Genomic DNA, 26,698 nt, shown 5'->3' on the forward strand with positions numbered 1-26,698 from the left:
CAGGTTCACTGCGGCTGATGAGCGGCCGCCGGCCACTGCAAACGCGCCTTGACCAGGGTCTGCTGCCACAGCGGCCAGGCCAGCAGCACTTGCTGATAGGCGCCCGCCTGCCCCGGCAGCTGGATGCCGTAGCTCGCCAGCCGGTAGGCCATCACCGCATAGAAAGCATCGAGGATCCCCGCCTCGCCAAAATAGAAGGGGCCCCGTGCCTGGGACCAGATGGTCTGCAGCCGGGCCAGCTCGCCGATGGCCTCCACCGGCGGTTCGCTGCGGGTCGGGGCGCCGAGGAAGAAGGGCAGCAGGGTGCGGATCTGGCGAAAACCGGCGTGCAGCTCGGCGCAGAGACTGCGGGCCAACGCCCGCTCGGCTCGCGCCTCGGGATAGAGCTGGCGTGCGGGGCAGAGCTCGTGCAGGTACTCGGCGATGGCCAGCGAGTCGTGTATCCGCACGCCGTCGTGATCGAGCCAGGGCACCAGGCCGGCGGGGGCCAGCCGCTTGAGCCGCTGCAGCTCCTTGGCATCCTCCAGGTCGAACACCTGCTCCTGCCACTCCAGCCCGCTCATGGCCAGCACCAGCGCCGCCCGCATCGCCCAGGTGGAGCCCGTGCCCACCGTCAATACCAGAGATCCCATCTATTGCCTCCTGCATGGGTTGTTCATGACCATCCCATCTGCCCCAATGGCACGACATCCGACGGTCGCTTCACATTTGCACGCCGGCAGGTTTGACCCTCTCCGGGAGCGGTGCTAGTTTGATTTTCCAAAACAATCAGTTAGCAACAATGTGAGCAATGGACAGCCAATTTACCATCGTCATCGCAGATGACCACCCCCTGTTTCGGGGCGCCCTCTATCAAGCGGTGCACATGGCCATCGACGATGCCCAGCTGCTGGAAGCGGACTCCATCGACAGCCTGGCCCACCTGTTGGGTGAGCACCCGGAAGTCGACCTGCTGCTGCTCGATCTCAAGATGCCGGGGGCCAACGGCTTCTCCGGCCTCGCCCACCTGCGCGGCCAGTATCCCGACCTGCCCATCGTGGTGGTGTCGGCTTCGGAAGAGCCTGCCATCATCCAGCAGGTGCTGCGGCTCGGCGCGCTCGGCTTCATCCCCAAATCGGCACCGATGAAGGAGCTGGTCAACGCCCTCAATACGGTGATCGAGGGTGACAACTGGGTGCCGGCCGGCATCTCGCTCCATCCCGAGCCCAGTGAGGGCGCCGATTTTGCCAGCAAGCTCGCCAGCCTCACACCCCAGCAGTACAAGGTGCTAGTGATGCTGCGCGACGGCAGCCTCAACAAGCAGATCGCCTGGGAGCTCAACGTCTCCGAGGCCACCATCAAGGCACACATCACCGCCATCTTCAGAAAACTCGGTGTCAAGAACCGCACCCAGGCGGTCATCGCCCTGCAGCAGATGGATATCAAGGAGAGCTGAACCTTCCCAGCAGGCCTGCACATCATCTGTCGCTCGACAAATAGCACGGTCGTACTTTATGCTGCCCCGGTCAATGAAGGAGAGTGCGATGAGCAAGGGCCGGCTGACCCGCGACAGCATTTTGCAGACTGCGTTCGAGCAGGCGAGCCAGCAGGGGCTGGAGAGCCTCACCATCGGCTCCCTTGCCAGCGCCTGTGAGATGTCGAAAAGCGGCCTGTTCGCCCACTTCCAGTCCCGCGACAACCTGCAGATCGCCGTGCTGGAGTACGCCGCCGAGGTGTTCCGGGAGCGGGTGATCCAGCCGGTACGCCAGCAGCAACACGGCAGCCAGCGAGCGAAGCTGACGGCCCTGCTGCAGGCCTGGCTGGCCTGGAACCAGTGCTTCGCCGGCCGCTGCATGTTCCTCGACGCCTGGACCTCGGCCCAGGAAGGTGAGGTGCAGCAGGCTGCCCGCCAGCTGGTGCGCTTCTGGCTCGACTACCTGGCCCGCCAGGTGGTGCAGGGACAGAGCGAGGGCGAGTGGCGCAGCGACATGGATCCCTGGCGCGCCGTCTATCGCCTCTATGGTCTCTATCTGGCGGATCAGGTGTTCAATGCCCTCGATCTGTGTCAGGATCCGGCCCGCCACTTCTGGCCCGAAGTGGAGACGCTGCTGGATGGCTGGCGCTGATGGATTGACCTCTCTTTTTTAAAACCGACAAAAAAGCACGACCGTTCGCACATAAAAACCACAGGATGACCATGAGCAGCAAGATCTACTTCAACACCCGCCGCTTCAGCCCGAGCAAATGGCTGCTTGGCCTTGGCACCCGCTTGCATCACACCCTGGCCCCCGCTCATGCCAAGCGCACCGCCAGCAAGCTGCTGCTCACCCCCCAGCGCAACCAGCGGGATGACACGGCGCCGGCCGGACTGGTCAAACAGGCCGTGCACACCAGCGAAGGCACCCTGATGAGCTACCGGCTCGGCCAGGGACCGGTCTGGCTGCTGATGCACGGCTGGTCAGGCAGCGCCGGCCAGTTCTACCCACTGATGAGCCACATCGCGGCCCAGGGCTTCACGGCCATTGCCTACGATCACCCGGCGCACGGCCACAGCGCCGGCCATACCGGCCACCTGCCCCGCTTCGTGCGTGCCTTCGACGAACTGGTGGAGAAGATGACGGCCGAGTGCGGCCCGCTGCAGGGCGTCATCGCCCACAGCATGGGGGGCGCCGTCACCCTCTCCAGCCGCCGACGCGAGCTGGATGCCCTGCCGCTGTTGCTCATCTCGCCGGTGCTCGACTACGTGCCCCAGCTCTACGGTATGGTGGCGCGATCCGGCTACTCCATCCGGCTGTTCGATGCGGTGGTCAAGGAGATTGAGCAGGAGTACCAGCACCCCCTGAGCACGGTCGACCCGCTGGGGCGGCTCGCCGGCCGCAGCGGGCCCGCCATCATAGTGCACGATGAGGAGGACCGCTTCGCCCCGCACGGTGATTCCCTGCGCGCCACCCAGGATGGCCGCACCCGGCTGGTGAGCACCCGCGGCCTCGGCCACGGCCGCATCCTCGCCAGTGCCCCCGCATTCGCCGCGTTCGATCAGCTGAGCGCCGCCCGCCGCGCCAACTGAACAGCCTCAAAAAGGGCCTGCAAAAAATGGTTGGCAGGCCTGTTTTTATATTTGATACAGCGTCTTATAGTTAAATTGCTCGGTGGCAACACCCCCAGTGGCATGCATAAGGCGCAGTATCATGGCCAAACCCAACACAGCTCTTCTGTTGACCGGTGGTGGTGCCCGCGCCGCCTATCAGGTCGGCGCCCTCAAGGCGATCGCCGAGTTCTATCCCCGCAATCTCGGCATTCCGTTTCCCATCCTGTGCGGCACTTCGGCCGGCGCCATCAATGTCACCGCGCTGGCCTGCTACGCCTCCTGCTTTCATCTGGGAGTGCGCAAGCTGGAGTGGGTCTGGCGCCGCTTCGAGACCCACCACATCTTCGACTTTCACCCGGGGCGCCTGTTGTGGCGGCTGATGTATGAGGGCTCGGCGGGGCTCATCAACCCCCACACCAACCACGCCTTTCACCTGTTCGACAACGCGCCACTGCGCCGCCTGCTGGATCAGCTCATCGACTATCACCGCATCGATGACAACATCCTCTACGGCAGCCTGGAGGCGCTGGCCATCACCGCCTCCGACTACGACGACGGCCTCTCCACTACCTTCTTTCAGGGGCGGGCCGAGCACCTGCCGTGGGAACGGGCCAGACGGCGCGGGCTGCGCACCCTGCTCACCTCGGATCACCTGCTCGCCTCCTCGGCGCTGCCGTTCGTCTTCCCGGCCACCCACATCGGCGACAAGTTCTACGGCGACGGCTCCATCCATCAGTTGAGCCCGCTCAGCCCCGCCATCCACCTGGGGGCGGAGCGGATCCTGCTGATCACCCTGGATCCGCCGGCGCACACGGCGCCCACCTTCCACCATGGCCACCTGACCAGCTCCAACATCGCCAGCCACCTGCTGGACACCGTCTTCACCGACACCCTCAACTCGGATCTGGAGCGGTTGTGGCGCATCAACCAGACCCTAGATCTCATCCCGGAGCGGGAGCGCAACCGGTTGAAACTCAAACGGGTGGAGACCTGCGTGCTCAAGCCAAGCCAGGATCTCGACCTGCTGGCGCTGGCCTATCTGCGCAAGCTGCCGGTGCACTTGCGCCGCCTGCTGCGAGTACTGGGGGTGACGGGGGACGAGACCAGCAGCCTGGCCAGTTTCCTGATGTTCTATCCCGGCTACTGCCAGCAGCTGATCAAGCTGGGCTACCTGGATACCCTGAACGAGCGCCGGCGGGTCGAAGCGTTTCTGGGGATAGAGGAGATGGTACCGGTCGAAGCCTGAAATGGGCCCTTGAGGGTGGGCCGGCACGCCCACCAGCAAGCGGCTCACTCGCCTTCGGCAAGGATGAACACACCTTGAGGGAGGGCTAACGCCCCTCCAGCAGGCGCTGCTCCGCTTGCTCCACCGCCACCCCATTGCCGAACAGCACCAGCCGATCCCCTGCCGCCAGCACCAGATCAGGCTTGGGCTCCAGCCTAAGCTCGCCGCGCTGTACCTCCTTGATCCGCACCGTCTCCAGCGCCAGGGCCTGCACGCTGCGCCCCACCGCCCAAGCCTGCTCGTGCAGCAGTACGGGGTGCAGCCGCTCGAGCAGCTGGTCCGTCTCCAGATTGCCGGCGCTTTGATCCCCCCAGTAGAAACCGTGCAGAAAGCGGTACTGGCTGCTGCGCTCGTGCTCCATGCGCCGGATCACCCGGCCGATGGGAATGTCGCAGTTGAGCAGCAGGTGGGAGACCAGCATCAGGGCCCCCTCCTGGGATTCGGGGATCACCGCAAAGGCGCCCGCCCGCTTGAACGCCTCCAGAAAACTGTCATCCCGAGTGCGCACCAGCACCTTCACCTCCCCCGCCAGCTCCCTGATCAGCGCCAGCATGGCCTCCACCCGCTTGTGATCGTCAAAGGTGATGATCACCAGCCGGGCCCGCAGCAGGCCGGCGGCCAGCAGGATGTCGCGGCGGCTGGCATCGCCAAACGCCACCTGCTCTCCCGCCGACTTGGCCTCGCTCACCCGCTCCGGGTCGAGATCCAGCGCCAGGAAGGGGATCTCCTCCTGCTTGAGAAAACGGGCGCAGGTCTGACCGGCCCGACCAAAGCCCGCGATGATCACGTGCTGGCTCTTGCTAAGTCCCGACTGGGCCACCTCGGAGCGGGTAAGCAGGGCCGGATCGGTGAGGGAGCGGGCCAGATGATGGGCCTGCAACACCAGCCAGGGCGTCATGGCGATGGAGGTGACGCCGATGCCGATGAGCAGGGAGACCAGCCGATGGTCGAGCAGACCGTGGTGGTTGGCCAGCGCCAGCAGCACGAAACCGAACTCCCCCACCTGGCTCAGCATGATCCCCGCCGCCATGGCATCGCGCTTGCGCTCCCCCATCAGCCGGCCGGCCAGCAGCACCAGCAGGGACTTGAACAGGATCAGGCAGAGCACGCTGGTGGCCACCAGCCACCAGTCCTGCGCCACCCGCTGCCAGTCCATGGTCATGCCGATGGTGATGAAGAAGAGCCCCATCAGCACGTCCCGAAACGGCCGGATGTCCACTTCCAGTTGATGGCGATAGTGGGACTCCCCCAGCATCATGCCCGCCAGAAAGGCCCCCAGCGCCATGGAGAGCCCCATCCACTGGGTCAGCGAGGCCGCCAGCAGCGCCACCAGCAGGGCGCTCAGCACGAACAGCTCGTCGGAGCGGGCCCGCGCCACCTCGTGAAATAGCAGCGGCAACAGCCATTTGCCCACCGCCAGCAGGCTCAGCAGGGCAAACAGCCCCTTGAGGGTGGCCCAGGCGATCTCCGCCAGCAGGGCGCTGCCCTGGATCTCGGGCCTGGCCAGGATGGGGATCATCACCAACAGCGGCACCACCGCCAGATCCTGAAACAGCAGCACGCTTACCCCGAGCTGGGCGCGGCGGGTGTGCAGCTGCTTCTGCTCCCCCAGCTGCTTGATCACCACGGCGGTGGACGAGAGCGCCAGAGTGCCAGATACCACCAGCGCCTGGGGCAGGCTCAAGCCCCACCACCAGGCGATGGCGAAAAACAGCAGGGAGGTGAGCAACACCTGCAGGCCGCCCACCCCGATCACCAGCCGACGCATGGCGATGAGGCGGGGCAGCGAGAATTCGAGCCCAAGCGAGAACATCAGAAAGACGATGCCGAGCTCGGCGATGGTCTGCATGATCGCCTGGCCGGTGATCACGGCGACGCCATAGGGGCCGAGCAGTACCCCGGCAAGCAGGTAAGCGAGGATCACCGGCTGGCCGAGGCGCCGGAAAATCGCCACCAACAGCACGGCGGCAAGCAGCAGGATCAACACATCTGCGTACAATATTTCCTCCCTTTTTATCTACTTAAGCCTAGCCAGCCACTCTTGTTCGCATCGAACATATTTTGGGCACAAGGATTGCAGGTAAGTGTCAGGAAGTAGGTTGTTTGAGGGCTGTACCGTGGAAAACACATCATCATTGAATGGTCTGGGACATGGCATCGAGCAGTGGGTTCGCCAGATGGAGCGGCTCACGCCGCTAGCCAGTCAGGATCGCAACCAGTTGCTCGAGTTGTTGTTGGTGCAGATGGACCTAGGCAGCCTGCTGGCAACCTTTGCCGATCGTGCGGCAAGAATTGTCCGGATCCACAGCCTGCACTTCGACTGCGGCCAGCCGCATACCCTGATCCAGCATCCGCCCCAGGCCAGCCTGACCCTGCACAGCTACCCGTTCGAGCTGCGCGGCCAGCATGGCCAGCTGATCGGCCAGTTGCACTACACCCTGGAACATGCCCTGAGCGGCAGCCAGCAGCGGATCCTGCAGCAGTATCACCAGCTGCTCTGCCTGCCCCTGCCTCTCTATCTGCGCCTGTCACAGCTGGAGCTGCAGGTCAGGCTCGATCACCTGACCGGGCTCGGCAACCGCTCCTACTTCGACGAAGCCATCGGCCGGGCGGTGGAGCAGCACAGCCGGGAATCCCACGGCCTGGTACTGGTGTTGCTGGATCTCGACAACTTCAAGCAGATCAACGACACCTGGGGCCACCCGGTCGGCGATCTGGTGCTGAGCCGCTTCGCCCAGCTGCTGACTCACTGCATCCGCAGCACGGATCAGGCGTTTCGCCTCGGCGGCGACGAGTTCGCCCTGCTGCTGCAACCCGCCGAACCCGAGGCCTGGCGCCCGGTCTGGCTGCGCCTGCAGCACATGCTGATGATCCACAAGGAGCTCAGTACCTTCTCGGTCGGCTGCAGCCTGGGAGCCGCCAGCTGGCAGTCCGGGGTGGACGTGCACAGCCTGTACGAGGCCGCCGATGCCCACCTCTATGCTCGCAAGAAAGCGGGCAAGGCCGGCCTGCTGGACTGAACCAACCAGCCGCTGAATATGACAAGGCCGGCATATGCCGGCCTTGTCATTTGCAACGGATAGGATCAGGCGGGAGGCTGACAGGCCGCCGCCGGCAGCCAGTGCCAGGCCAGACCGGCGCCCTGCGTCATGAATCCGTCACAGAGAAACAGCTCGCCCACCGCCGCCACCTGCTCGCCGTAATAGAGGATGGGAATGCGGCCGCGCTGCCAGGAGGGAACCCCGTACTCCTGCAGCAGCTTCTTGAGACGCCGGCTGCCGCCGCGCCCCACCGGCTTGAGCATGCTGCCGGCGGCCACCCCGAAGCGCACCGACAGCGGCTCGTCCGCCCTTGGCTGTCGCAGCCCCTCCCCTTCCACTCGCGGTAGCAAGCGCACCTCCCCCAGCCCGTCCGGCAGGATCAGTGTCTCCCCCACGGCCAATGTCAGCTGTTCGTGGCGAGGCTGCAGCCCGGGTCGCACCAGATGGAGCCGGCCCTGAAAGCGGCGGCAGCTCTGCCCGCCCCAGTTGAGCTGGGGATTGGCGTCTTCACGCGCCAGCGCTACCTCCTGCCAGAGCAGACCTAGCTGCTCGCGGGAGGGCATCTCGCCCCCCTGGCGGCGGATCCAGTAACGCAGCAGGTTGTTGCGCCGGGTGCCTGACAGGGCCAGCAGCGGCGCGATCTGCAGCGCCTCTCCTGCCGCCGCCAGCCGCCAGTCGGCCTCTGCCAGCTCCTCCAGCAACGCCTCCTGCTCGGCGCACAGCGCCATGCTGCGCGCCGCGGTCTGGGCCATGGCGGGCCAGCGGGCCTTGAGCTGGGGAATGAGCCGTTGGCGCAGGAAGTTGCGGTCATAACTCTCATCCTGGTTGCTCTCATCCTCCACCCAGCCATAGGGGAGGCTGGCCGCCGCCTCGGCCAGCTCGGCCCGACTCACCTCGAGCAAGGGACGCAGCAACAGACCAGCGGCAAAGGGCTGGCTCGGCACCATGCCCGCCAGCCCGCGCAGGCCGGCGCCGCGCTTGAGCGCCAGCAGCAGGGTCTCCAGCTGATCGTCCTGATGGTGCGCGGTGAGCAGCCACTCCCCCTCCCCCAGCTGAGCGGCGAGGCGCAGATAGCGGGCCTCCCGCGCCTGCGCCTCCAGGCTGTCACCACTCTCCCGCTGCAGTTGCACCCGCTCGACCAGCAGCGGCACCGCCAGTTGCTGACACACCTTTTCGCAGTGGGCCACCCACTCGTCGGCATTTGGGCTCAGGCCGTGATGGACGTGCAGGGCGCACAGGGCAAGGCCGTGGGCGCGGGCAAAGCGGGCCGCCAGCACCAGCAGCACGGTGGAGTCGAGCCCGCCGCTGAAGGCCACCAGCAGACCACGGGAACCTTCCGGCGCGGGCAGAGTCTGACAAAAACGAGAATAAATACGAGAAATCATAGGCTTCCCCAATACGACCAGGCCGATCTTAGCAGACTCGGGCTTATCAAGCGCTAACCCGACTGCTAGAGTGAGACGCTCCCTGCGTGGGCAAGGAAGCCGCATAACCCGAATTGGAATCCAACATAATGAACAACAAAAAAAGCATACTGGCCGCCCTCGTCGGGCTGGCCCTGCTGGCCGGCTGCAGTCAGGCTCCGGACGGCGCAGACAAACACTCCGGCCTCGCGCTGGCCAACATGGACACCAGCGTCAAACCCGGTGACGACTTCTTCCGCTACGTGAACGGCCACTGGCTCGCCACCGCCAAGATCCCGGACGACAGGCCCGCCGACGGCGCCTTCTACATGCTGCGCGACAAATCCCTGGCGGACGTGCGGGTGCTGGTAGAAGGGCTGGACGGCAAGGCCGCCGCCGGCACACCGGCCCAGCAGATCCACGATCTTTACCAGAGCTACCTGGATCAGACGACCCGCAACGCCAAGGGCACGGCGCCGCTGATGCCGATGCTGAGCGAGATCGAGCAGATCCGCACGCCGCAGGATCTGGCCCGGGCCTTCGCCCAGAGCGGTCGCAACGGCGGCGGTGCCCCGTTCGGTTTCTGGGTCGATGCCGACGCCAAGGCGCCGGACAGCTATGCGGTCTACCTCTACCAGGCCGGGCTCGGTCTGCCGGATCGGGACTACTACCTCAAGACGGATGCCGCCAGCCAGGCGCTGCGCCAGAAATACGAGCAGCACATCGCCACTATGCTGGGCCGCTTCGGCGAGGCGGATGCGGGGGCCAAGGCCAAACGCATCCTGGCCCTCGAGAGCAAACTCGCCCGGATCCAGTGGGACAACGTCACCCTGCGGGATCGGGAGAAGAACTACAACAAGGGGCCCCAGAGCGAGCTCAAACGCCTCGCCCCCGCCATCGACTGGAATGCCTACCTGACCCAGGCCGGCCTCGCCGGCCAGAGCAGCCTCATCATCGGCCAGCCCACCTATCTCGCGGCCCTCAACGAGGTGATGCAGCAGACCCCGGTCGGCGACTGGCAGGCCTATCTCAAGTGGCATCTCATCACCGATTACGCCCCCTACCTCGACAGCCAGACCGATGCCCAGAACTTCGCCTTCTTCGGCACCACCCTGAGCGGCACGCCCAAACAGCGCGCCCCCTGGGAGCGGGCCCTCGGCGTACTGGACGATCACCTGGGCGAGGCGGTAGGCAAGCTCTACGTGGAGCGCTACTTCCCGCCACAGGCCAAGGCCCGCATGGAGCAGCTGGTGGAGAACCTGCGCACCGCCTACGGCCAGAGCATCGAGGAGCTGGACTGGATGTCGCCGGCCACCAAGGCCCAGGCCCAGGCCAAGCTCGCCAAGTTCCGCCCCAAGATCGGCTACCCGGACAAGTGGAAGGACTACAGCGCCATCGCGATCCGTGCCGACGATCTGGTGGGCAACCTGCAGCGGGCCCGCGCCTTCGAATACGCCGACAACCTGGCGCGCCTCGGCAAGCCGGTAGACAGAGACGAGTGGCACATGTCGCCGCAGACGGTGAACGCCTACTACAACCCGAGCAACAACGAGATCGTCTTCCCGGCCGCCATCCTGCAGCCCCCCTTCTTCGACATGACGGCGGATGATGCGGTCAACTACGGCGCCATCGGCGGGGTGATCGGTCACGAGATGGGTCACGGTTTTGATGATCAGGGCGCCAAATCCGACGGTGACGGCGTGATGCGCGACTGGTGGACGCCCCAGGATCTCAAGGAGTTTCGCTTCCGCACCAGCCGGCTGGTGGCCCAGTACAACCGCTTCGAGCCCATCAAGGGGCAGTTCGTCAACGGCCAGTTCACCCTGGGGGAGAACATCGGTGATCTGGGCGGCCTTACCATCGCCCACAAGGCCTACCTGCTGTCGCTGGATGGCAAGGAGGCCCCGGTGCTGGACGGCTTCACCGGCGAGCAGCGCTTCTTCCTCGGCTGGGCCCAGGTATGGAAAGGCATGTATCGCCCCGAGCTGATGCAGATGCTGCTCGCCTCGGATCCCCACTCACCGCCGGAATACCGGGTCAACGGCGTGGTACCGAACATCCCCGCCTTCTACGAGGCGTTCAAGATCCAGCCGGGTGACAAGCTCTATCTGGACCCGGCCAAACGGGTCAAGATCTGGTAATGACCGCCCCGATGAGGGGCGGATGACGCAAACCAGCGGGGATTGCCCGCCCGGTTCGCACAGTGACACTGGTGGCGGGCAACCGCCGCCGCAGTAACAAGGGTCAAACCGATGAAAGCCTTGCTCATGACACTCGGCCTGCTCACCCTGCCCCTCGCCAGCCAGGCGGCGGACGGGTTCTTCAAACAGCTGACGCTCCCCTCAGGCCAGGTAGTGACCGTCAGCGAAGGGCGCGGCGAACCGGCCTCCACCGGCAGCTACGACGTGCGCCTCTACTCCGGCGCCAACCCCCAGTTCCCGCTGGATCAGTTCATCGACGGCAAGGTGCTGCCGCGCGATGGCAGCATCAAGGAGCTCAAGCTGCTGGATCTCAACGGCGACAAGCAGCCCGAGCTCATCGTCGTGGTCGAGAGTGCCGGCAGCGGCAGCTACCTGAGTGCCGACGCCTTCACCATCAACCCGCAGGAGGGGCTGGACAGCTTCAACCACGTGGAGGGGCTGGCCCCCAATGAAGATGTGATCCAGGCACTTAAGACCCCGCGCGACTGACATCCCCATCACCACGCCCCGCCCAGCGGGGCGTTTTTTTGTCCCGCCGCTGACAAAGCGCCTTCCCGCCTCACCCGCAGGGCACCGCCATAGATAGACGGTTATTTTTTCTGCGCTTATAATCGCCGCACCGTGCCATAACGAAACACAAGGAGGTAAAAAATGGTTATCCAAGCGTGTCCGATGTTCTCGGCTCGCCTGTTCGGCACATTCGCGTGCTCTTGCCTGCATACCATCGCGCTGCGATAGCGGGTTCGAGCAAAGCCGACTCCCTTCCATACCGAGACCTTTCTCGACTCTGCCGTTGTCGCCAGCGCTCCTGATGACAGGGATTTCTGATCCCGCGATTTAAGAGAGCAAGAGCATGACAACCCTGATGAGTACCCATTCCCTGCAGATGAGTGCGGGGCACCTTCCGTTATTTGACCACCTCGAACTCGGCATCCGCGCAGGCGACCGGCTCGGCCTTGTCGGTGCCAACGGCTGCGGCAAGAGCACCCTGCTGGCACTGCTGGCGGGCGAGCGCACGCCCCAGGCCGGCCGGGTCGTGCAGGCGGCCGCCTGCCGCTGCGAGTTCGTGGCCCAACAACTGCCAGCCAGGCTTTCAACCCTCAGCACCCGCGCCGTGCTGCTGGATGCGCTGGGCAACGACCCGAGCGCCGAATGGCAGGTGGACAAGCTGCTGGCCGAACTGCAGCTGGAGGCCCAGGCCGCGCTGCCGGTCAGTGCACTGAGCGGCGGCCAGCACAGCCGGCTGCAGATAGGCCGTACCCTGCTGCGCCAACCCAACCTGCTGCTGCTCGATGAGCCCAGCAACCACCTGGATCTACCCGCCCTGCTCTGGCTCGAGCAGTTTCTGCTGGGCTGGCGCGGCGCCTTCGTGCTGGTCTCCCACGACAGTCGCCTGCTGGACCGGGTCACCGAGCAGACCCTGATCCTGCGCGATGGTCAGCTGCACCGCTTCACCCTGCCCTGCAGCCAGGCGCGGGCGGCGCTGGCCGCCGAGGACGAGCAGGCCCGTCTGCGCCGGGCCGACGAGCAAAAGGAGATAGACCGCCTGAGCGCCAGCAGCAAACGCCTCGCCATCTGGGGGCGGGAGCATGACAACGAGAAGCTGGTGCGCCAGGCCAAATCCATGGAAAAACGCATCGCCCGCCTGCAGGAGGAGCAGAGCCAGGTGGCGGCGCTGGCCCCCTGGCGGCTCGAACTGCGCGGACTGAGCCTGCCAGCCGACACCCTGCTGCGGCTGGAGGCCCTCGACGTGGCGCCGGCGCCAGCATTGCCGCCGCTGCTGCGGGCCGAAGGGCTCTGGCTGCGGGCGGGTGACAGGGTCGCCCTGCTCGGTGCCAACGGCACCGGCAAGTCCTCCCTGCTGCGCCAGTGCTGGCGCGAACTGGCCGCGCAGAGCCCGCAGGCAGGCTGGTACTGCCACCCCGGCGCCAGCATCGCCTATTACGATCAGTCGCTGCTGCAGCTGGCTGACGACGCCACCCTGAGCGACGCTCTCTATCCGCTGGCCCCTCTGCCGGAGACCACGCGGCGTCAGGCGCTGATCCGGGCGGGCTTCCCCTATGCCCGCCACGGCCAGCAGGTGCACAGCTTGAGCGGGGGCGAGCGGGCACGGCTGCTGTTTCTCGCCCTGTCGCTCGGCAGCCACCACATGCTCTGGCTCGACGAGCCCACCAACCACCTGGATCTGGCGGGCAAGGAGCAGCTGGCCGACGCCATTGCCGCCTTCCCGGGGGGTGTACTGCTGGTCTCCCACGACCGGGAGCTGATCGAGCGCAGTTGCAACCGCTTCTGGTTGATCAGAGACGGCCGCATCCGGGAGGCTCACAGCGCCGAGCGGGCCTATGCCGAGCTGCTCGGCGATGCGCCCTCGCCGGCAGCAGACGAGGCAAGCCTGGCCGCCCCCGCCATGGGGCAGGCCCCGGCCGGCCCGGCGGATGACGAAGAGGCGCTGCTGGCACGCTGGTATGAACTCGATGCCCTGCTCGTCGCCGATCTGGCCCGCAAGCCCAGGCACCAGACCCCGCGCCTGCAGCAGCAGTGGCGTGACGAGCTGGCCAGGCTCACCGACCAGCTCGGGCTGGTCGGATCATGAGCAGAACCATGAACCGGCTTTGCCAGCCATCCCTGTTTGACTCACCACTCGCGGCCAACTCCGGTTGGCCGCAAGGAGCCACCATGACAGCAACGCAACAACCCCACATCAGGCTGGATCCGGTCAGCGACGCCGATCTGCTCCACATCTATCGCGGCTTGTCCGATCCGCGGGTCGTCGCCTATTACGGCATCAGCTACGACAGCCTGACAGCGTGCCAGGCCCAGATGGCCTGGTATGCCGAGCTGACCCGCACCGGCCGCGGCGCCTGGCACCTCATTCGCGACCGGCACACGGGCGAACCGCTCGGCGCCATCGGTTACAATGATGCCGACCCGACTCACCGGCGGGCCGAGCTGGGCTACTGGCTCTATCCCGAACACTGGGGCAAGGGGGTGATGAGCGCGGCGCTGCGGCTGTGGCTGCCGCTCACTTATCGCACCAGCGAGCTGCACCGGCTACTGGCGGTGGTGGAGGAGCCCAACCTCCCCTCCGCCCGCCTGCTCGAGCGGGCGGGCTTTCACTACGAGGGCATCGCGCGGGAGTGCGAACGCAAGGGAAATGGCTTCATCTCCCTGCGCCACTACGCCATCTTGCGCAGTGACCTGCCCGCCAACCTGTGACCTGCAACAAAAAGCCCCGCACTGCGGGGCTTTTTTTCGGGTTACTTGATGGCGCAGACACGTTCATCGGATGCCGAGCGGCGGTGTCTGCGCCGCCACAGGGAGAAGCAGCCATACCCCAGACTGAGCACCACGGCATAGAGCACTTGGGAGGCGAGCGCCACCAGCACCAGGGCACAGAGCAGCACGCTCACCCCTGCCAGCCCCTTGCCCACCCCGCCGAGCAGGCGCCAACCCGCTGCCATGCAGAGCAGGTAGACCAGCACGAAGTTGCCGTTGGCGTAGCGGATCAGCTCGTCGAGGGGCAGTCGCAACCAGATGATCAGGGTGATGCAGACCAGACAGATGGCAAGCACCAGACTCAATGCCCGCAGCGGCGCGCCGCGGGCGGTGAGGCGGGCCAGCGAGACCGGCAGCTTGCCTTCGCGCGCCATGCTCCAGATCAGCCGGGCAAACCCCTGCAGGTAGATGTTGATGCTGGCAAAGCAGGAGAGATAGCCGAGCACCGCCACCAGCCACTTGGCGGTGGGGCCGAACAGCAGCGAGAGCAGGGCCGGAATGGCGGTGGCGTTGGTCGCCTCATCGCCGTAGAGGCCGTATTTGAGCACCACCAGCGAGTGTACCCAGTAGATGAGCCCCGCCAGCAGCACCCCGCCAAGCAGGGCGATAGGGTAATCCCGTTCCGGTAGCTTGAACTCCTCCCCCATGTGGGCGAAGGCCTCGAGTCCGACGAAACACCAGAACATCACCGCCAGCGCGGTGGCCATGGCGGGCCACTCGTCCGTCATCGGCAACGGCCGGGCGGCGTCGCGCCAGCTGATATCCCCCTTGAACCAGATGAGCAGGGTGAGCCCCAAAATGGCGAGCGCGATCAGCAACTGCAGGTTGCCGGAGGAGCGCGCCCCGCGCAGCCCCAGCAAAAATACCCCGAGCAGGGTGAGCAGCTGGATGCCCCACAAGGTCCACTCCCCCAGATCGAACAGGGCGTGCCAGAAACCGGCGGCAATCATCAGGGCGGCAGGCAGGCCCACCGGCAGCACTGCCAGAAACAGGAAGGCGGAGAAGCGCTCGGCACCGTTGCCAAAGGCAAGGCCTATAAGGTGCGGCGCGCCGCCGGCGTGGGGGTAGCGGCGGCCGAGGCGAGCGAAGGTAAAGGCAATCGGCAGTACCAGCGCAATCAGCAGCAGCCAGGCCCAGAGCGAGGCCCCACCCGCCAGCGAGGCGGCGGTCGCCGGTACCACGAAGATCCCGGTGCCCAGCAGCGAGGTAGCGAGCAGCCCCATCCCCTGCCAGAGCCCGAGATCCTTTTTCAACCCAGACATATCCTTTTGTCCCGACTAGAAAAACATCCCGCCATGTTAGGCCTCCCTCGCTCCTTTGTTAAGCACGATGGTTAAGCAGGATGGCAAGAATATGCAGTGCTTTATTCAGGTACGGAGTCCGGCTGCAGCGCCTCCGCCAGAAAGTCCCCCAGCAGGGTGATCTTGAGCACCTGCCGGCGCGCCGCCGGGTAGATGAAATGGAGGGCCTTGTCCGGAATGCGGTAGGTATCGAGCAGGGGCAGCAGCCGCCCCGCGGCGATATGGCCTTGCACCTGATCGGCTGGCTGCAAGGTGATGCCCGCCCCTGCCAGTGCTGCCGTCAGCAGCGCTGGCCAGTGGTTGATGCGAAGGCGCGAGGCGACCCGCACCTCCTCGCTCTGGCCATCGCCCCCGACAAACTGCCAGCGCTCGTGCTCGCCCCAGTTGCCGTGCAGACACTGGTGGTGGGCGAGATCGGCCGGCTGACGGGGCACACCGTGGCGAGCGAGGTAGGCGGGGGCGGCGCAGAGGCGGTAGTGCTGGGCCAGCAGCGGGCGGGCGACCAGCGCTTCATCCTGCGGGCGCAGGGTGCGGATGGCGGCGTCGAACCCCTCCTCCACCAGATCGACCCAGCGCGGGGTGAGCTGCAGATCCACCTCCAGCTTGGGGTAACGGTCGAGAAAGGCGGGCAGCAGCGGCACCAGCCGATGGTGGCCAAAGCTGAGGGGAGCGGCGATGCGCAGCCGTCCAGCCGGCTCGGCCAGCAGGTGCTGGGTCAGCGACTCGGTCAGCGCCAGCTCCTCCAGCACTCGCTGGCAGCGGGCCAGAAAGAGCTGGCCCAGCTCGGTCAGGGTCTGCTGGCGGGTGGTCTTGTGAAACAGCTTGCCCCCCAGCCACTGCTCCAGCCCCTGCACGTGTTTGCCCACCATCTGGGCGCTGATCCCCTGTTCGTTCGCCACCGCGCTGTAGGAGCCGAGATCCACCACCCGGGTGAAGATACGCATGCTGGTCAATCGGTCCACAACCCCTCCTTTGCCCCCGTTTCGAGGCCATTTGGCCCGCTGCAAGCGGCCCACATTCACAACCAAAAGTTTAGTAATAAATGGTTTTTAGCCAATTTATCGCACTTTTGGTTACCAATATAGTGATCAGCAACCTCACCCATCAGGACATACATCCATGAAAAGTACCTATCTGGCCGCCCTGCTGGTTGGTCTGCTGACCATCGGTGTCAGCCAGGCTGCCGAGAGCAGCTTTATCAACCCGCAGCAGAACGCCCCTGTCAGCGCCACCCTGACCGAGACTCAAGCCCAGCCCGATATCTTCCGGGTCAGCCTGCTTGGCACCGGCACCCCGGTGCCCCAGATCAGCCGCGGCGGTTACAGCACCCTGGTCGAGGCGGGCAACCAGAAGCTGGTGTTCGACTTTGGCCGCAACTCCGCCACCCGGTTGTGGCAGCTGCATATCCCCATCGGCCGGGTCAACGCCTTCTTCCTCACCCACTTCCACTCGGATCACACCAACGGGCTGGCGGATCTCTGGCTGACCGGCTGGCTGCAACCGGCCTATGGCCAGCGCCACGCGCCGATGGAGCTTTACGGGCCCAAGGGCACCGATGCCCTAGCTCACGGCCTGCAGCAGGCCTACGCCACCGATATCGCTACCCGGGTCAAGGATGAGGGGACGCCGCTGGACGGGGTGAAGATCAACAGCCACGAGGTGACCGCTGGGGTGGTCTACGACCAGGACGGGGTCAAGGTGACCGCCTTTGACAACGACCACGGGGTCAACATCAAGCCATCGTTTGGCTATCGCATCGACTACCACGGCCACAGCGTGGTGCTCTCCGGCGATACCCGCTACAGCCCGCAGGTGGTAAAAGAGGCCAAGGGGGCCGATCTGCTGGTGCACTGCGTCTCCATGACCTCCGCCGCCCGCATGAAGGCCAACCCGGGCTACCGGGCCATCGCCGGCCACCTCGCCTCCCCCGAGCAGGCAGCCCGGGTAATGAACGAAGCCAAACCGGTTTTGACCGTGTTCAGCCACATCGGCCTCAATGGCCAGCTCGGGGTGAAGGATCTGGCGCAGGATCTGCGCGCCCGCTACACAGGGCCCTTCGTCATCGGCAATGACCTGATGCAGATTAACCTGCCCACCACCGCCGCCGGCAAGGGCTACGCCCTCTGGCAGGCGGAGAACATCGACAACGCCCAGCCCTGAATCCCGGCCATAAAAAAAGCCGCCTCTTGCGAGGCGGCTTCTTCATTCAAGCGGGTAACCCGTGTTATCAGGCAATCAGCTTGTAGATGATACCGGACATGGCGATCAGGCCGATGATGGTCACGAACACGTTGCTGATGTTGCCAGCGTATTTGCGCATGGCCGGCACCTTGGTGATGGCGTACATCGGCATCAGGAACAGCAGCATCGCGATGATGGGGCCGCCCAGGTCTTCAATCATGCCGAGGATGCTCGGGTTGATGGTGGCGATGGCCCAGGTGGTCAGGATCATGAACACTGCGGTCACTTTGTTCAGCTGTTTGACGTCAACGTTCTTGCCTTTCTCACGCAGCGCCTTGGCCATCAGACCGTTCATGCCCTCTTGTGCACCCAGGTAGTGACCCAGGAAGGACTTGCTGATGGCGACCATGGCGATCAGCGGAGCCACGGTGGCGATAACCGGGTTATCGAAGTGGTTGGCCAAGTAGGACAGGATGGAGATGTTCTGTTCCTTGGCAGCAGCCAGGTCAGCCGGGGAGAGGCTCAGTACGCAGCTGAATACGAAGAACATAACGGTCATTACCATCATGACGTGGGCGCCCAGCAGGATGTTGCTGCACTTCTTCTCGGCACCTTCACCGTAACGACCCTTGTTGTCCACCGCGAAGGAGGAGATGATCGGGGAGTGGTTGAAGGAGAACACCATGACCGGAATAGCCAGCCACAGGGTCTTGATGAAGTCACCGTTGAAGGCGTCGGACAGGGCCGGAGCTTCGGTGATGATGGCACCGTTCCAGTGCGGGATCAGGTAGAACGCCAGACCCATCAGGGTGATCACGAACGGGAATACCAGCACGCTCATCGCTTTGACGATAACCTGGCCGCCCAGACGAACAACCGCCATCAGACCCAGGATCAGCGCCAGTGACAGGATGGCACGGGGAGGCGCAGTCATGCCCAGCTGGTGAACAATCAGGCTCTCGACGGTGTTGGTGATGGCTACCGAGTACATCAGTACGATCGGGTAGATGGCAAAGAAGTAGAGCAGGGTGATGAACTTGCCTGCGGTCTTGCCGAAGTGCTCTTCCACTACCTCGGTGATGTCGCCATCACGGGTGGAACCGGACAGCACGAAGCGGGTCAGGCCACGGTGTGCGAAGAAGGTCAGCGGCAGGGCCAGGACCAGCATGGCAACCAGCGGCCACAGACCACCTACACCGGCGTTGATCGGCAGGAAGAGTACACCGGCACCGATGGCGGTACCGTACAGACCCAGCATCCAGACCACATCGGCCTTGTTGATGCCACGGGAAGATGCATTACTGGCTAAACTGCCTTCTACTGCAATGTTCATGTCAGACATAGGGGTGTTCCTGTCATCAAGGAAAATAGAAAATTTCTAGTCAACCGGGCGCAATGCCCTGTTCCATCTCCCTGGAACTCCTGCAGTCCATCCCTGTTATTCTCATCCCGTCGGCCCGGCAAGCTGGTCATCACTCCATGTAACAACCAAATTGCAACAAACAAGCCGGCGGGTCATAGGCCCGAGGGCCACAAACGCGTCAGACTTTACAACTCGCTAACACGCTTTTGTTCCGATGCGCTGACTCTAATTAAATCCCCTTAGCGATCACAGTGTTTTTTTGAATTAATCAACCAAAGTTTGACTGGAATCGCCTTTCTGGCGTCAGAGATCACGTTACGAGCCCAATTTTGTGAACAGCCGTTAACAAATAGAGGTGGTTTCACCCGTATCTATATCCTTGTGGGTAAAACAATTTGCTTACATTCGCTCATTTGTTGCTCATGTTGTGCCTCGCCGTCCGCTGACGTACCCTGTTGCTCAACATTTTTTCGCTGAATTAATATGGCCATCACCCGTACCGATCTCGCCGAACTGGCGGTGTTTGCCGCCGTCGCCCGCCACCAGAGTTTCAGCAAGGCCGCCCTCGAGCTCGGCGTGTCTGCCTCCGCCCTGAGCCACAGCCTGAAAGGGCTGGAGACCCGTTTGGGGGTACGGCTGCTCAATCGCAGTACCCGCGCCGTAGTGCCCACAGATGCCGGTCAGCGCCTGCTGACCCAGTTGCTGCCGACTTTGAGCCATCTGGAGAGCGCGCTGGGTGAACTGGCCCGTCACAGCGACGAACCGGTAGGAAGGCTGAAGATCAGCGCGCCACGCGGCGCCATCGATGAATTGCTGGCCCCGGTGCTGATCGATTACATGGTGCGTTACCCGCGCATGCAGGTGGAGGTAGTGGAGCAGGAGCTGATGCCGCGCCTCATCGAAGATGGTTATGACGCCGCCCTCTTTTATGGGGATCTGCTGCCCAAGGAGATGATCGGGGTACCGCTCGGCCCGCCCCAGCGCTATCTGGTGGTGGCCTCCCCCGCCTATCTAGCCGAGCACGGCACCCCGCAGCACCCGCGCGAATTGACCCGGCACGCCTGCATCGGCTATCGGCTCACCCCCTCCCATCACTATCGCTGGGCCTTTGCCGGCGAGGAGGGCTCCATGCTGGAGATCGAAGTGACCGGACCGCTCACCACCAGCACGCCGGCTCTCTACCTGGGAGCGGCCGAGGCGGGGCTGGGGCTGGCCTACTGTCTGGAAGAGGAGGTGAGCAGGCAGCTGGCCGAGGGCACCCTGGTAAGCGTGCTGGAGCCCTGGTGCCCCACCTTCGTCGGTTTCTCGCTCTTCTATCCCAGTCGCCATCAGCTGGGCAACGGGCTGCGCGCCCTTATCGACATGCTCAAGGGACACTACCAGCCACGCTGATTGATGAATATGGCTCATCAATTCATCAAGTAGAAACCGGATTATCTATAAAAAAATATTAATCTAGACTATCTGCTCGATAATCGAACTCCCCAAGAGAACAGATATGTCTGCCTACTTCACTCTGCGCCAGCGGGCGATGACCCGCCGTTTCTGGGGCTATGCCCTCCCCTCCATCATGGCCATGCTGGTATCCGGCGCCTACTACCTGGTCGATGGCATCTTCGTCGGTCACTACGTGGGGGCCGCCGGCCTCGCCGGCATCAACCTGGTCTACCCGGTCATCATGGTACTGATCGGTCTCGCCGCCATGATCAGCATGGGGGCGGCCACCGCCATCTCCTTCCAGCAAGGTGCCAGAAATTTCGGCCTGGCCCGCCAGGCGCTGGTCAATGCGCTCTGGCTGCTGGGGCTGCTGGGCGCCGTGGCGCCGCTGCTGCTGCACTACTGGCACGTCGACATCCTGCTGGCACTGGGCATTGAACAGGGTACCGACACCTGGCAACAGGCCAGCGACTACCTCTACTGGATTGGCGGCGGCACCCTGCTGCTGGCCTGCAACCTGGCAGTGCCCTATCTGCTGCGCAACGACGGCCGCCCCCGTCTCGCCATGCTGCTGGTCAGCAGCGGCGCCATCCTCAACATCATCCTCAACTACATCATGGTGGGCCGGCTGGGGCTGGGACTGATCGGCACGGCGCAGGCCACCCTCATCTCAGAAGGGGTCGTCAGCCTGCTCGGGCTCGGTTATTTCTTTACCCGCCATGCCAAGCTGCGCATAGAGTGGCGCCACCTGGTGCCCGACTTCCCGGCCATGCCGAACCTGCTGTTCACCGGCCTGCCGAGCCTGATCGCCCAGTTCAACCTCGGCCTGCTGCTGCTGCTGCACAACAGCCAGCTGATGGTGCACGGTTCGGTCAAGGATCTGGCGGGCTTCACTGTGGCCGGTTACACCGAGGCGGTGTTCATCGTCATCCTGCAGGGGCTGGCCTTCGGCATCCAGCCGCTGGTCAGCCAGGCGGCCGGCGCCAAACGCCATCGTGACCTCAAGTTTTTGATGGAGATGGGGCTCAAGATCACGCTCATCTATGGTCTGGCGGTCTGGCTGCTGATCCAGCTGCTGCCGCGTCAGGTGGCCATGCTCTACACCGGCGATCAGGATGGCGAGCTGCTCGCGGCCGCCATCAGCAGCCTGACCCTCAACCTGGGCGCCATTCCGCTGGAGGGGATCATCATGTTCGGCATCGTGCTGCTGCAGTCCATGGCCCGTACCCGCCAGGCACTGCTCATCTCGGCCGCCAAGACCCTGCTGCTGCTGCCGCTGATCTTCATGCTGCCGCTCTGGTGGGGCCGGGACGGCGTGCTGCTGGCCCAGCCCACTACCGTGGTGTTGCTGACCCTGCCGCTGTGCTGGTTGCTGTGGCGCGAGTGGCGCCGCCTCAAGCTGGCCTGTGCCCCGCTGAGCCGGCCCGGTCGCAAGCCGCTTGGTACGCGCCAACAAGTGCAACTGGCCAGGCGCGCCGGCTAAACGCCGCCATCAGGCCGGCAGCCGGCGGGCACAGGTGCGGATCTCGGGCTCGACCATCGCCTGCTGGGCGGCCACCAGCTGCAGCTCGTAGGCGCCCGCCAGCCAGGTCTGGGCCAGCACCGCATCCACGCTGGCGTTGGTGCGCTCGAACGCCGCCACCGGCGTAAAGCCCGCCAGCAGGTTGGCCAGCATGGTGGCGCTCAGCAGATCCCCCACCCCGATGGGCTGACGCTGAAACTCATAGAGGGGGCGCGAGATATGAAACGCCCCCTCTTCGCACACCAGCAGCATCTCGAACCGGTCCAGGCTCAAGCCGGCGCGGCCCAGATGCTTGACCATCACCAGATCCACTCCCCCTTCACGCAGTTGCTGACAAGCCGCCAGCGCCTCGCTCAGATTGCAGATCTCGCGGCCGGTCAGCTGCTCCAGCTCCAGCAGATTGGGGGCCAGCAGGTCGGCACAGGCCAGCGCCCGGTTTTTCAGAAAATCGGCGACGCCGGGCGCGACTATGCACCCCTTGTCGGGATGCCCCATCACGGGGTCGCAAAAATAGCGGGCGTTTGGATTGAGCGCCTTGAGGTGGGCCACCGCCGCCAGGATCTCCTCCCCCTGCTCGGCCGAGCCGAGATAACCGCTCAGGATCGCATCGCACTGCCCCAGTACGCCGATGTCGGCCAGCCCCGCCATCAGCTGGCGGATATGGCCGTTTGGCATCACCATCCCCTGCCAGCCTGCACAGTACTGGGTATGGTTGGAAAATTGCACCGTGTTGACGGGCCACACCTCCAGCCCCATGCGGCGCATGGGAAACACGGCGGCGCTGTTGCCGGCGCAGCCGAACACCACGTGGGACTGGATGGAGAGAACTCGCTTCATGCTGACTCGCAAAAAAATGGATGAACCCAGATGGGAAAAACGGGCCTTGCGGCCCGTTGTTGTCACTCTCGCTTAACGCAGCACCTTGACGGTGTAGCTGCCATCGGCCTGACGATAGAGGCCGTGGATGTCGGTCTCGAAGCCCGGGTAGTGGGCCCCGATCTCGCACAGCATCTCGAGGAACTCGAGCACCGGCAGAGAATCCTGGGTCACCATCTCGCCCGGCAGCACCAGCGGTACTCCCGGCGGGTACGGCAGGATCATGTTGGCGCTGATGCGGTCCACCATGTCGCGCAGCGGCACTTCCACCACGTTGCCGGCCAGCTCTTGCTGCCAGGCGGCGTGCGGGGTCATCTTCATCTCCGGCAGCACGTCGAACGCCTTGAACATCAGCTCCGGCAGGCGGTACTTGCTGGTCAGCTCGTGAATGCGCTGGGCCAGCTCCTGGATGCGCATCCCTTCGTAGAAGCTCGGGTCTTCACGATAGAGGCTCGGCAGTATGCTCTTGATGGTCAGGTTCAGGTCATAGCCCCGCTTGAACTCGGTCAGGGCACGCAGCAGCTGCATTGCCTTGGACTGATCGATACCGATGGAGAACAGGAACAGCAGGTTGTAAGGGCCGGTCTTCTCCACCACGATGCCGCGCTCGTCCAGGAACTTGGAGACCAAGGAGGCCGGGATGCCGTTCTCCAGCAGCTGACCATTGCGGCCCATGCCCGGGGTCAGCAGGGTGACCTTGATGGGATCCAGGTACATGTGGTTGTCGTCGATGTCCTTGAAGCCGTGCCAGTCATCCTTCGGATCCAGCTTCCAGCACTCGACGGTGTCGATGTTGTCCGGCTGCCATACATCGAAGAACCAGCCTTCGCTCTGCTCGCGCAGACGCTTGATCTCCTTGCGGAAGGAGATGGCGCGATCGATGGAGTCCTTGATCAGCCGCTTGCCGGTGTTGCCACGCATCATGGCGGCGGAGATCTCGGTGGAGGCCACGATGCCGTACTGCGGCGAGGTGGAGGTGTGCATCATGAAGGCTTCGTTGAAGGTCTCTTCCTCCACGTCGCCCTTGATGTGGATCATCGAGGCCTGGGAGAAGGCCGCCAGCAGCTTGTGGGTGGACTGGGTTTCATAGAACACCTTGCCCGGCATGGCTTCGCCGCTCATGCCGCACTTGCCTTCGTAGATCGGGCTGAAGTTGGTGTAGGGCACCCAGGCACTGTCGAAGTGGATGTAAGGGGTGTCCAGCGCCGCCTTGATGAAGCCGGTGTTGTAGAGCAGGCCGTCATAGGTGGAGTTGGTGATCACGGCGTAGCGCGGCGCCTGGGCACCCGGAGTCGCGGCAACCTTGGCTTTGATCGTCTCGCGGCTGAATTCGCTCTGCGGGATGCCGCCCAGGATGCCATAGGCGTTGCGGGTCGGACGGAAGTAGAGCGGGGTCACGTCGTTCATCATCATCAGGTGAGTGAGCGACTTGTGGCAGTTGCGATCCACCAGCACAGTGCTGCCGGCCGGCGCCGAGTACATGCCGACGATCTTGTTGGCAGTGGAGGTGCCGTTGGTGACGATGTAGGAGCGATCGGCGTTGAAGGTACGGGCGATGTACTCCTCGGCTTCCTTGTGCGGGCCTGAGTGATCCAGCAGGGAGCCCAGCTCCGGCATGGAGATGGAGACATCGGCCTTGAACGCGTTCGGGCCATAGAAGTCATAGAAGATGCTGCCGGCGGGGCTCATCTGGAAGGCGGTACCGCCCATGTGACCCGGAGTACAGAAGGTGTACTTGCCCTCTTCCACGTACTTGAACAGCGCCTTGGTGAAGGGCGGCAGGATGGCGTCCTGGTACTCCTGGGTGGCCTGACCCATCTTGAGGGCGATGTCGTCGGCCATGCCGAGACGGTACTCGAAGAAGTGCACGTTCAGACGCAGATCGGTCAGGTGAATGTCCAGGGTGGACTGGTCGTTGGCGAAGGCGAAGATCGGCAGCTTCTCGTTGCGATCGTGGATCTCCTTGCACAGGCCCAGGGAATATTTGTCCCAGTCGAAGATGGCGCCGCAAACGCGGGGGTTCTTCTCAATCAGCTTCAGCAGATCGGCCACGTCGACCGGATAGACGACCTCGAAACCCTTGCGCTCGAGGGAGGCTTGCAGCTGGCGAATGGGTTCTTCTTTGAAGAAAACGCCCAGGTGGTTGAGGATGGCAATGATGTTCATCTTAATGCTCCACACGTGATGGGGCGCTCTCCATCAGGGATGGTGAGTGAAGAGCGCTCGGAAAAGGAAAACGGAATTAGTGGCTGGTCTGCTCTTTGAGCAGGGCGTCGTGCTGACGCAGACCCTGTTTCTTGGCGTAGAACATCAGGATGATGAGCGACACCACGAAGGTAGCGGTGAGGTTGGAACCCTTGGCACCCATCAGGGCCACCAGGCAGAAGACGCAGGCCACACCGGAGAAGATCATGGCGCCGATGCTGCGGGAGGTCATGCCTTCAAAACGGATCAGGTTAATGCTGGAGTAGAAGTAGGGCAGCATGGTCAGCAGCACCGCATCTGTGGTCAGCACGTTGAAGAGATCGGCGGCGTGGGCGGACTGGGAGGTAAAAGCGGTCAGGCCAACCATCAGCGCAGTCATCTTGAGGGAACCCAGGATCAGACCCTTCTTGGCGACGCCGTTCTTGTCCACTTCGCCGTAGATTTTCGGGAAGTTGCCGTCGTGGGCGGCACGCTTGCCCGCCTCGCCCACCAGCATCATCCAGGAACCCAGCGAGGTGAAACAGGCCAGCGCGGTGAAGGCGGAGACGAACGGCGCGGACCAGCTGCCGAAGATGGCGGAAGAGGCCATGGCAAACGGAGCGCCGGAGGCAGCCACTTCACCGGCCGGGAACATGCCGCTGATCACCTGGGTGGAGAGGATGTAGATCACGCCAGCGATACCGGTACCCAGCATGGTGGCGAGCGGTACTGTGCGCTTGGGGTTCTTCACCATGCCGGAAGAGACGGCGGCGGACTCGACACCCACGAAGGACCACAGGCAGATCAGCACGGCGCTGATGACCGCATGCAGGTCGCTGCCGCTGGTGGTGTTCCAGTTCTGGCTGTAGACGGTGGCATCAAAATGACCCCAGCCCATCACGGCAGTACCCACTACCGGCAACAGGATCAGCACCAGCCCCAGGGTACAGAGCCGGCTCACCCAGCTGCCGCCAAGCAGGTTGACGAAGGTGAAGATCCAGACGGCGGCGATGGTGGCCGCGGCGGCCGGGATCGGGCTGTTGAGAATGGGGAAGAAGACGGAGAGGTAGGAGACGCCGGTAATGGCGATGGCCAGGTTGCCGATCCAGTTGGCGTGGTAGTAGAGCACACCGGTCTGGAAACCGAACACCGGAGAGATCTCGCCGGCGTAGGCGATGGGGCCGCCTTCTTGCGGGTTCTTGGTGGCGAGGCGGGCAAACACGAAGGCCAACCCCATGGCGCCGACCAGGCAGATGGCCCAGCTGAACACAGAGATGGAACCTATGGTGGCCAGGGCCGAGGGCAGCAGTGCAATACCGCTCCCCATCATGTTGCCGGCCACCACACCTGTACAGGCGACAAGGCCGATCTTCTTGCTCGTATCTAGGGACATAAAATCTCCGGGTCGATATTAAGGCATCAAACACACGCTTGGCGGAGCCTCCCGCCAACCAATGGCCACAGACTAGGCTCCTCGGCCCCGGAAAACATAAAGACCAGCTAAGGGATAAAAACATGAGTGAACTTTTTCGATCTGGCGGTCGAAACAGAGAAAAACACT

The 26,698-nt window shown here is 64.0% G+C and carries 21 protein-coding genes; 12 read left to right on the plus strand and 9 right to left on the minus strand.

The annotated features are described in order from the left end of the window. Nucleotides 1-5: 5 nt before the first annotated feature. Entirely contained in the window at nt 6-632 is a 627-nt protein-coding gene (locus OKB87_RS10885) for a glutathione S-transferase (RefSeq protein WP_270827418.1), read from the minus strand. A 158-nt stretch (nt 633-790) separates the two neighbouring features. Here OKB87_RS10885 and OKB87_RS10890 point away from each other — a divergent pair, with 158 nt between their 5' ends. The 4 genes from OKB87_RS10890 (at nt 791) to OKB87_RS10905 (ending at nt 4,313) form a co-directional block, all read left to right on the plus strand. Then, nucleotides 791-1,435, plus strand: coding sequence for a response regulator transcription factor (locus OKB87_RS10890; protein ID WP_244089647.1), 645 nt, complete (start codon nt 791-793; stop codon nt 1,433-1,435). An 88-nt stretch (nt 1,436-1,523) separates the two neighbouring features. Continuing rightward, complete coding sequence (locus OKB87_RS10895) at nt 1,524-2,105, plus strand: TetR/AcrR family transcriptional regulator (RefSeq protein ID WP_270827419.1); 582 nt, start codon at nt 1,524-1,526, stop codon at nt 2,103-2,105. 71 nt (nt 2,106-2,176) lie between these two features. Continuing rightward, nucleotides 2,177-3,046: an alpha/beta hydrolase gene (locus OKB87_RS10900; protein WP_024946020.1), complete on the plus strand. Its 870-nt coding sequence runs from the start codon at nt 2,177-2,179 to the stop codon at nt 3,044-3,046. Between the two features lie 121 nt (nt 3,047-3,167). After that, nucleotides 3,168-4,313: a patatin-like phospholipase family protein gene (locus tag OKB87_RS10905; RefSeq protein ID WP_024946021.1), complete on the plus strand. Its 1,146-nt coding sequence runs from the start codon at nt 3,168-3,170 to the stop codon at nt 4,311-4,313. An 85-nt stretch (nt 4,314-4,398) separates the two neighbouring features. Here OKB87_RS10905 and OKB87_RS10910 read toward each other — a convergent pair whose 3' ends face one another. Continuing rightward, nucleotides 4,399-6,351: a monovalent cation:proton antiporter family protein gene (locus OKB87_RS10910; RefSeq protein WP_167297570.1), complete on the minus strand. Its 1,953-nt coding sequence runs from the start codon at nt 6,349-6,351 to the stop codon at nt 4,399-4,401. Between the two features lie 100 nt (nt 6,352-6,451). Here OKB87_RS10910 and OKB87_RS10915 point away from each other — a divergent pair, with 100 nt between their 5' ends. Further along, the gene (locus OKB87_RS10915) at nt 6,452-7,372 is read left to right on the plus strand and encodes a GGDEF domain-containing protein (RefSeq protein WP_029301567.1); all 921 of its coding nucleotides are present in this window, start codon (nt 6,452-6,454) and stop codon (nt 7,370-7,372) included. 65 nt (nt 7,373-7,437) lie between these two features. Here OKB87_RS10915 and tilS read toward each other — a convergent pair whose 3' ends face one another. Next, nucleotides 7,438-8,778, minus strand: coding sequence for a tRNA lysidine(34) synthetase TilS (gene tilS / locus OKB87_RS10920; RefSeq protein ID WP_270827422.1), 1,341 nt, complete (start codon nt 8,776-8,778; stop codon nt 7,438-7,440). A gap of 128 nt (nt 8,779-8,906) precedes the next feature. Here tilS and OKB87_RS10925 point away from each other — a divergent pair, with 128 nt between their 5' ends. The 4 genes from OKB87_RS10925 to OKB87_RS10940 all read left to right on the plus strand — a co-directional run bounded on the left by OKB87_RS10925 (nt 8,907) and on the right by OKB87_RS10940 (nt 14,213). Continuing rightward, nucleotides 8,907-10,937 carry a M13 family metallopeptidase gene (locus OKB87_RS10925; RefSeq protein ID WP_270827423.1) on the plus strand — a complete coding sequence of 677 codons (2,031 nt, stop codon included), beginning with the start codon at nt 8,907-8,909 and terminating at the stop codon, nt 10,935-10,937. A gap of 111 nt (nt 10,938-11,048) precedes the next feature. Beyond that, a complete protein-coding gene (locus tag OKB87_RS10930; RefSeq protein ID WP_016349890.1) occupies nt 11,049-11,486 on the plus strand; it encodes a PliI family lysozyme inhibitor of I-type lysozyme in 438 nt (145 codons plus the stop codon). Between the two features lie 364 nt (nt 11,487-11,850). Next, on the plus strand, nt 11,851-13,590 hold the full coding sequence (locus OKB87_RS10935; RefSeq protein ID WP_270827424.1) for an ABC-F family ATP-binding cassette domain-containing protein: 1,740 nt from the start codon (nt 11,851-11,853) through the stop codon (nt 13,588-13,590). A gap of 83 nt (nt 13,591-13,673) precedes the next feature. Then, nucleotides 13,674-14,213 carry a GNAT family N-acetyltransferase gene (locus OKB87_RS10940; RefSeq protein ID WP_270827426.1) on the plus strand — a complete coding sequence of 180 codons (540 nt, stop codon included), beginning with the start codon at nt 13,674-13,676 and terminating at the stop codon, nt 14,211-14,213. Nucleotides 14,214-14,254: 41 nt separating this feature from the next. Here the strand turns inward: OKB87_RS10940 and yjeH are convergent, their stop codons facing one another. Both yjeH and OKB87_RS10950 read right to left on the minus strand, forming a co-directional pair. Beyond that, on the minus strand, nt 14,255-15,535 hold the full coding sequence (gene yjeH / locus OKB87_RS10945; RefSeq protein ID WP_270827427.1) for an L-methionine/branched-chain amino acid transporter: 1,281 nt from the start codon (nt 15,533-15,535) through the stop codon (nt 14,255-14,257). A 101-nt stretch (nt 15,536-15,636) separates the two neighbouring features. Next, the gene (locus OKB87_RS10950) at nt 15,637-16,536 is read right to left on the minus strand and encodes a LysR family transcriptional regulator (RefSeq protein ID WP_270827428.1); all 900 of its coding nucleotides are present in this window, start codon (nt 16,534-16,536) and stop codon (nt 15,637-15,639) included. A gap of 157 nt (nt 16,537-16,693) precedes the next feature. On the opposite strand from OKB87_RS10950, the gene OKB87_RS10955 reads away from it, so the two are divergent. Then, nucleotides 16,694-17,734 carry an MBL fold metallo-hydrolase gene (locus OKB87_RS10955; protein ID WP_270827429.1) on the plus strand — a complete coding sequence of 347 codons (1,041 nt, stop codon included), beginning with the start codon at nt 16,694-16,696 and terminating at the stop codon, nt 17,732-17,734. Between the two features lie 67 nt (nt 17,735-17,801). On the opposite strand, the gene OKB87_RS10960 is transcribed toward OKB87_RS10955, so the two are convergent. After that, nucleotides 17,802-19,097, minus strand: coding sequence for an HAAAP family serine/threonine permease (locus OKB87_RS10960; protein WP_270827431.1), 1,296 nt, complete (start codon nt 19,095-19,097; stop codon nt 17,802-17,804). A gap of 504 nt (nt 19,098-19,601) precedes the next feature. On the opposite strand from OKB87_RS10960, the gene OKB87_RS10965 reads away from it, so the two are divergent. Together OKB87_RS10965 and OKB87_RS10970 are read left to right on the plus strand one after the other, a co-directional pair. Next, entirely contained in the window at nt 19,602-20,510 is a 909-nt protein-coding gene (locus tag OKB87_RS10965; protein ID WP_194759540.1) for a LysR substrate-binding domain-containing protein, read from the plus strand. A gap of 106 nt (nt 20,511-20,616) precedes the next feature. Beyond that, nucleotides 20,617-22,038, plus strand: a complete 1,422-nt coding sequence (locus tag OKB87_RS10970; protein ID WP_270827432.1) for an MATE family efflux transporter — start codon at nt 20,617-20,619, stop codon at nt 22,036-22,038. A 9-nt stretch (nt 22,039-22,047) separates the two neighbouring features. On the opposite strand, the gene pdxY is transcribed toward OKB87_RS10970, so the two are convergent. From pdxY to cadB, 3 genes are all read right to left on the minus strand, one after another. After that, the gene (gene pdxY / locus OKB87_RS10975; RefSeq protein ID WP_270827434.1) at nt 22,048-22,914 is read right to left on the minus strand and encodes a pyridoxal kinase PdxY; all 867 of its coding nucleotides are present in this window, start codon (nt 22,912-22,914) and stop codon (nt 22,048-22,050) included. A gap of 72 nt (nt 22,915-22,986) precedes the next feature. Next, on the minus strand, nt 22,987-25,119 hold the full coding sequence (locus OKB87_RS10980) for a lysine decarboxylase CadA (RefSeq protein ID WP_270827436.1): 2,133 nt from the start codon (nt 25,117-25,119) through the stop codon (nt 22,987-22,989). Nucleotides 25,120-25,195: 76 nt separating this feature from the next. Beyond that, a complete protein-coding gene (gene cadB / locus OKB87_RS10985) occupies nt 25,196-26,530 on the minus strand; it encodes a cadaverine/lysine antiporter (protein WP_024946039.1) in 1,335 nt (444 codons plus the stop codon). Nucleotides 26,531-26,698: the final 168 nt, after the last annotated feature.

Source organism: Aeromonas sp. Y318-1 (assembly GCF_027706125.1).
GTDB lineage: Bacteria > Pseudomonadota > Gammaproteobacteria > Enterobacterales > Aeromonadaceae > Aeromonas > Aeromonas hydrophila.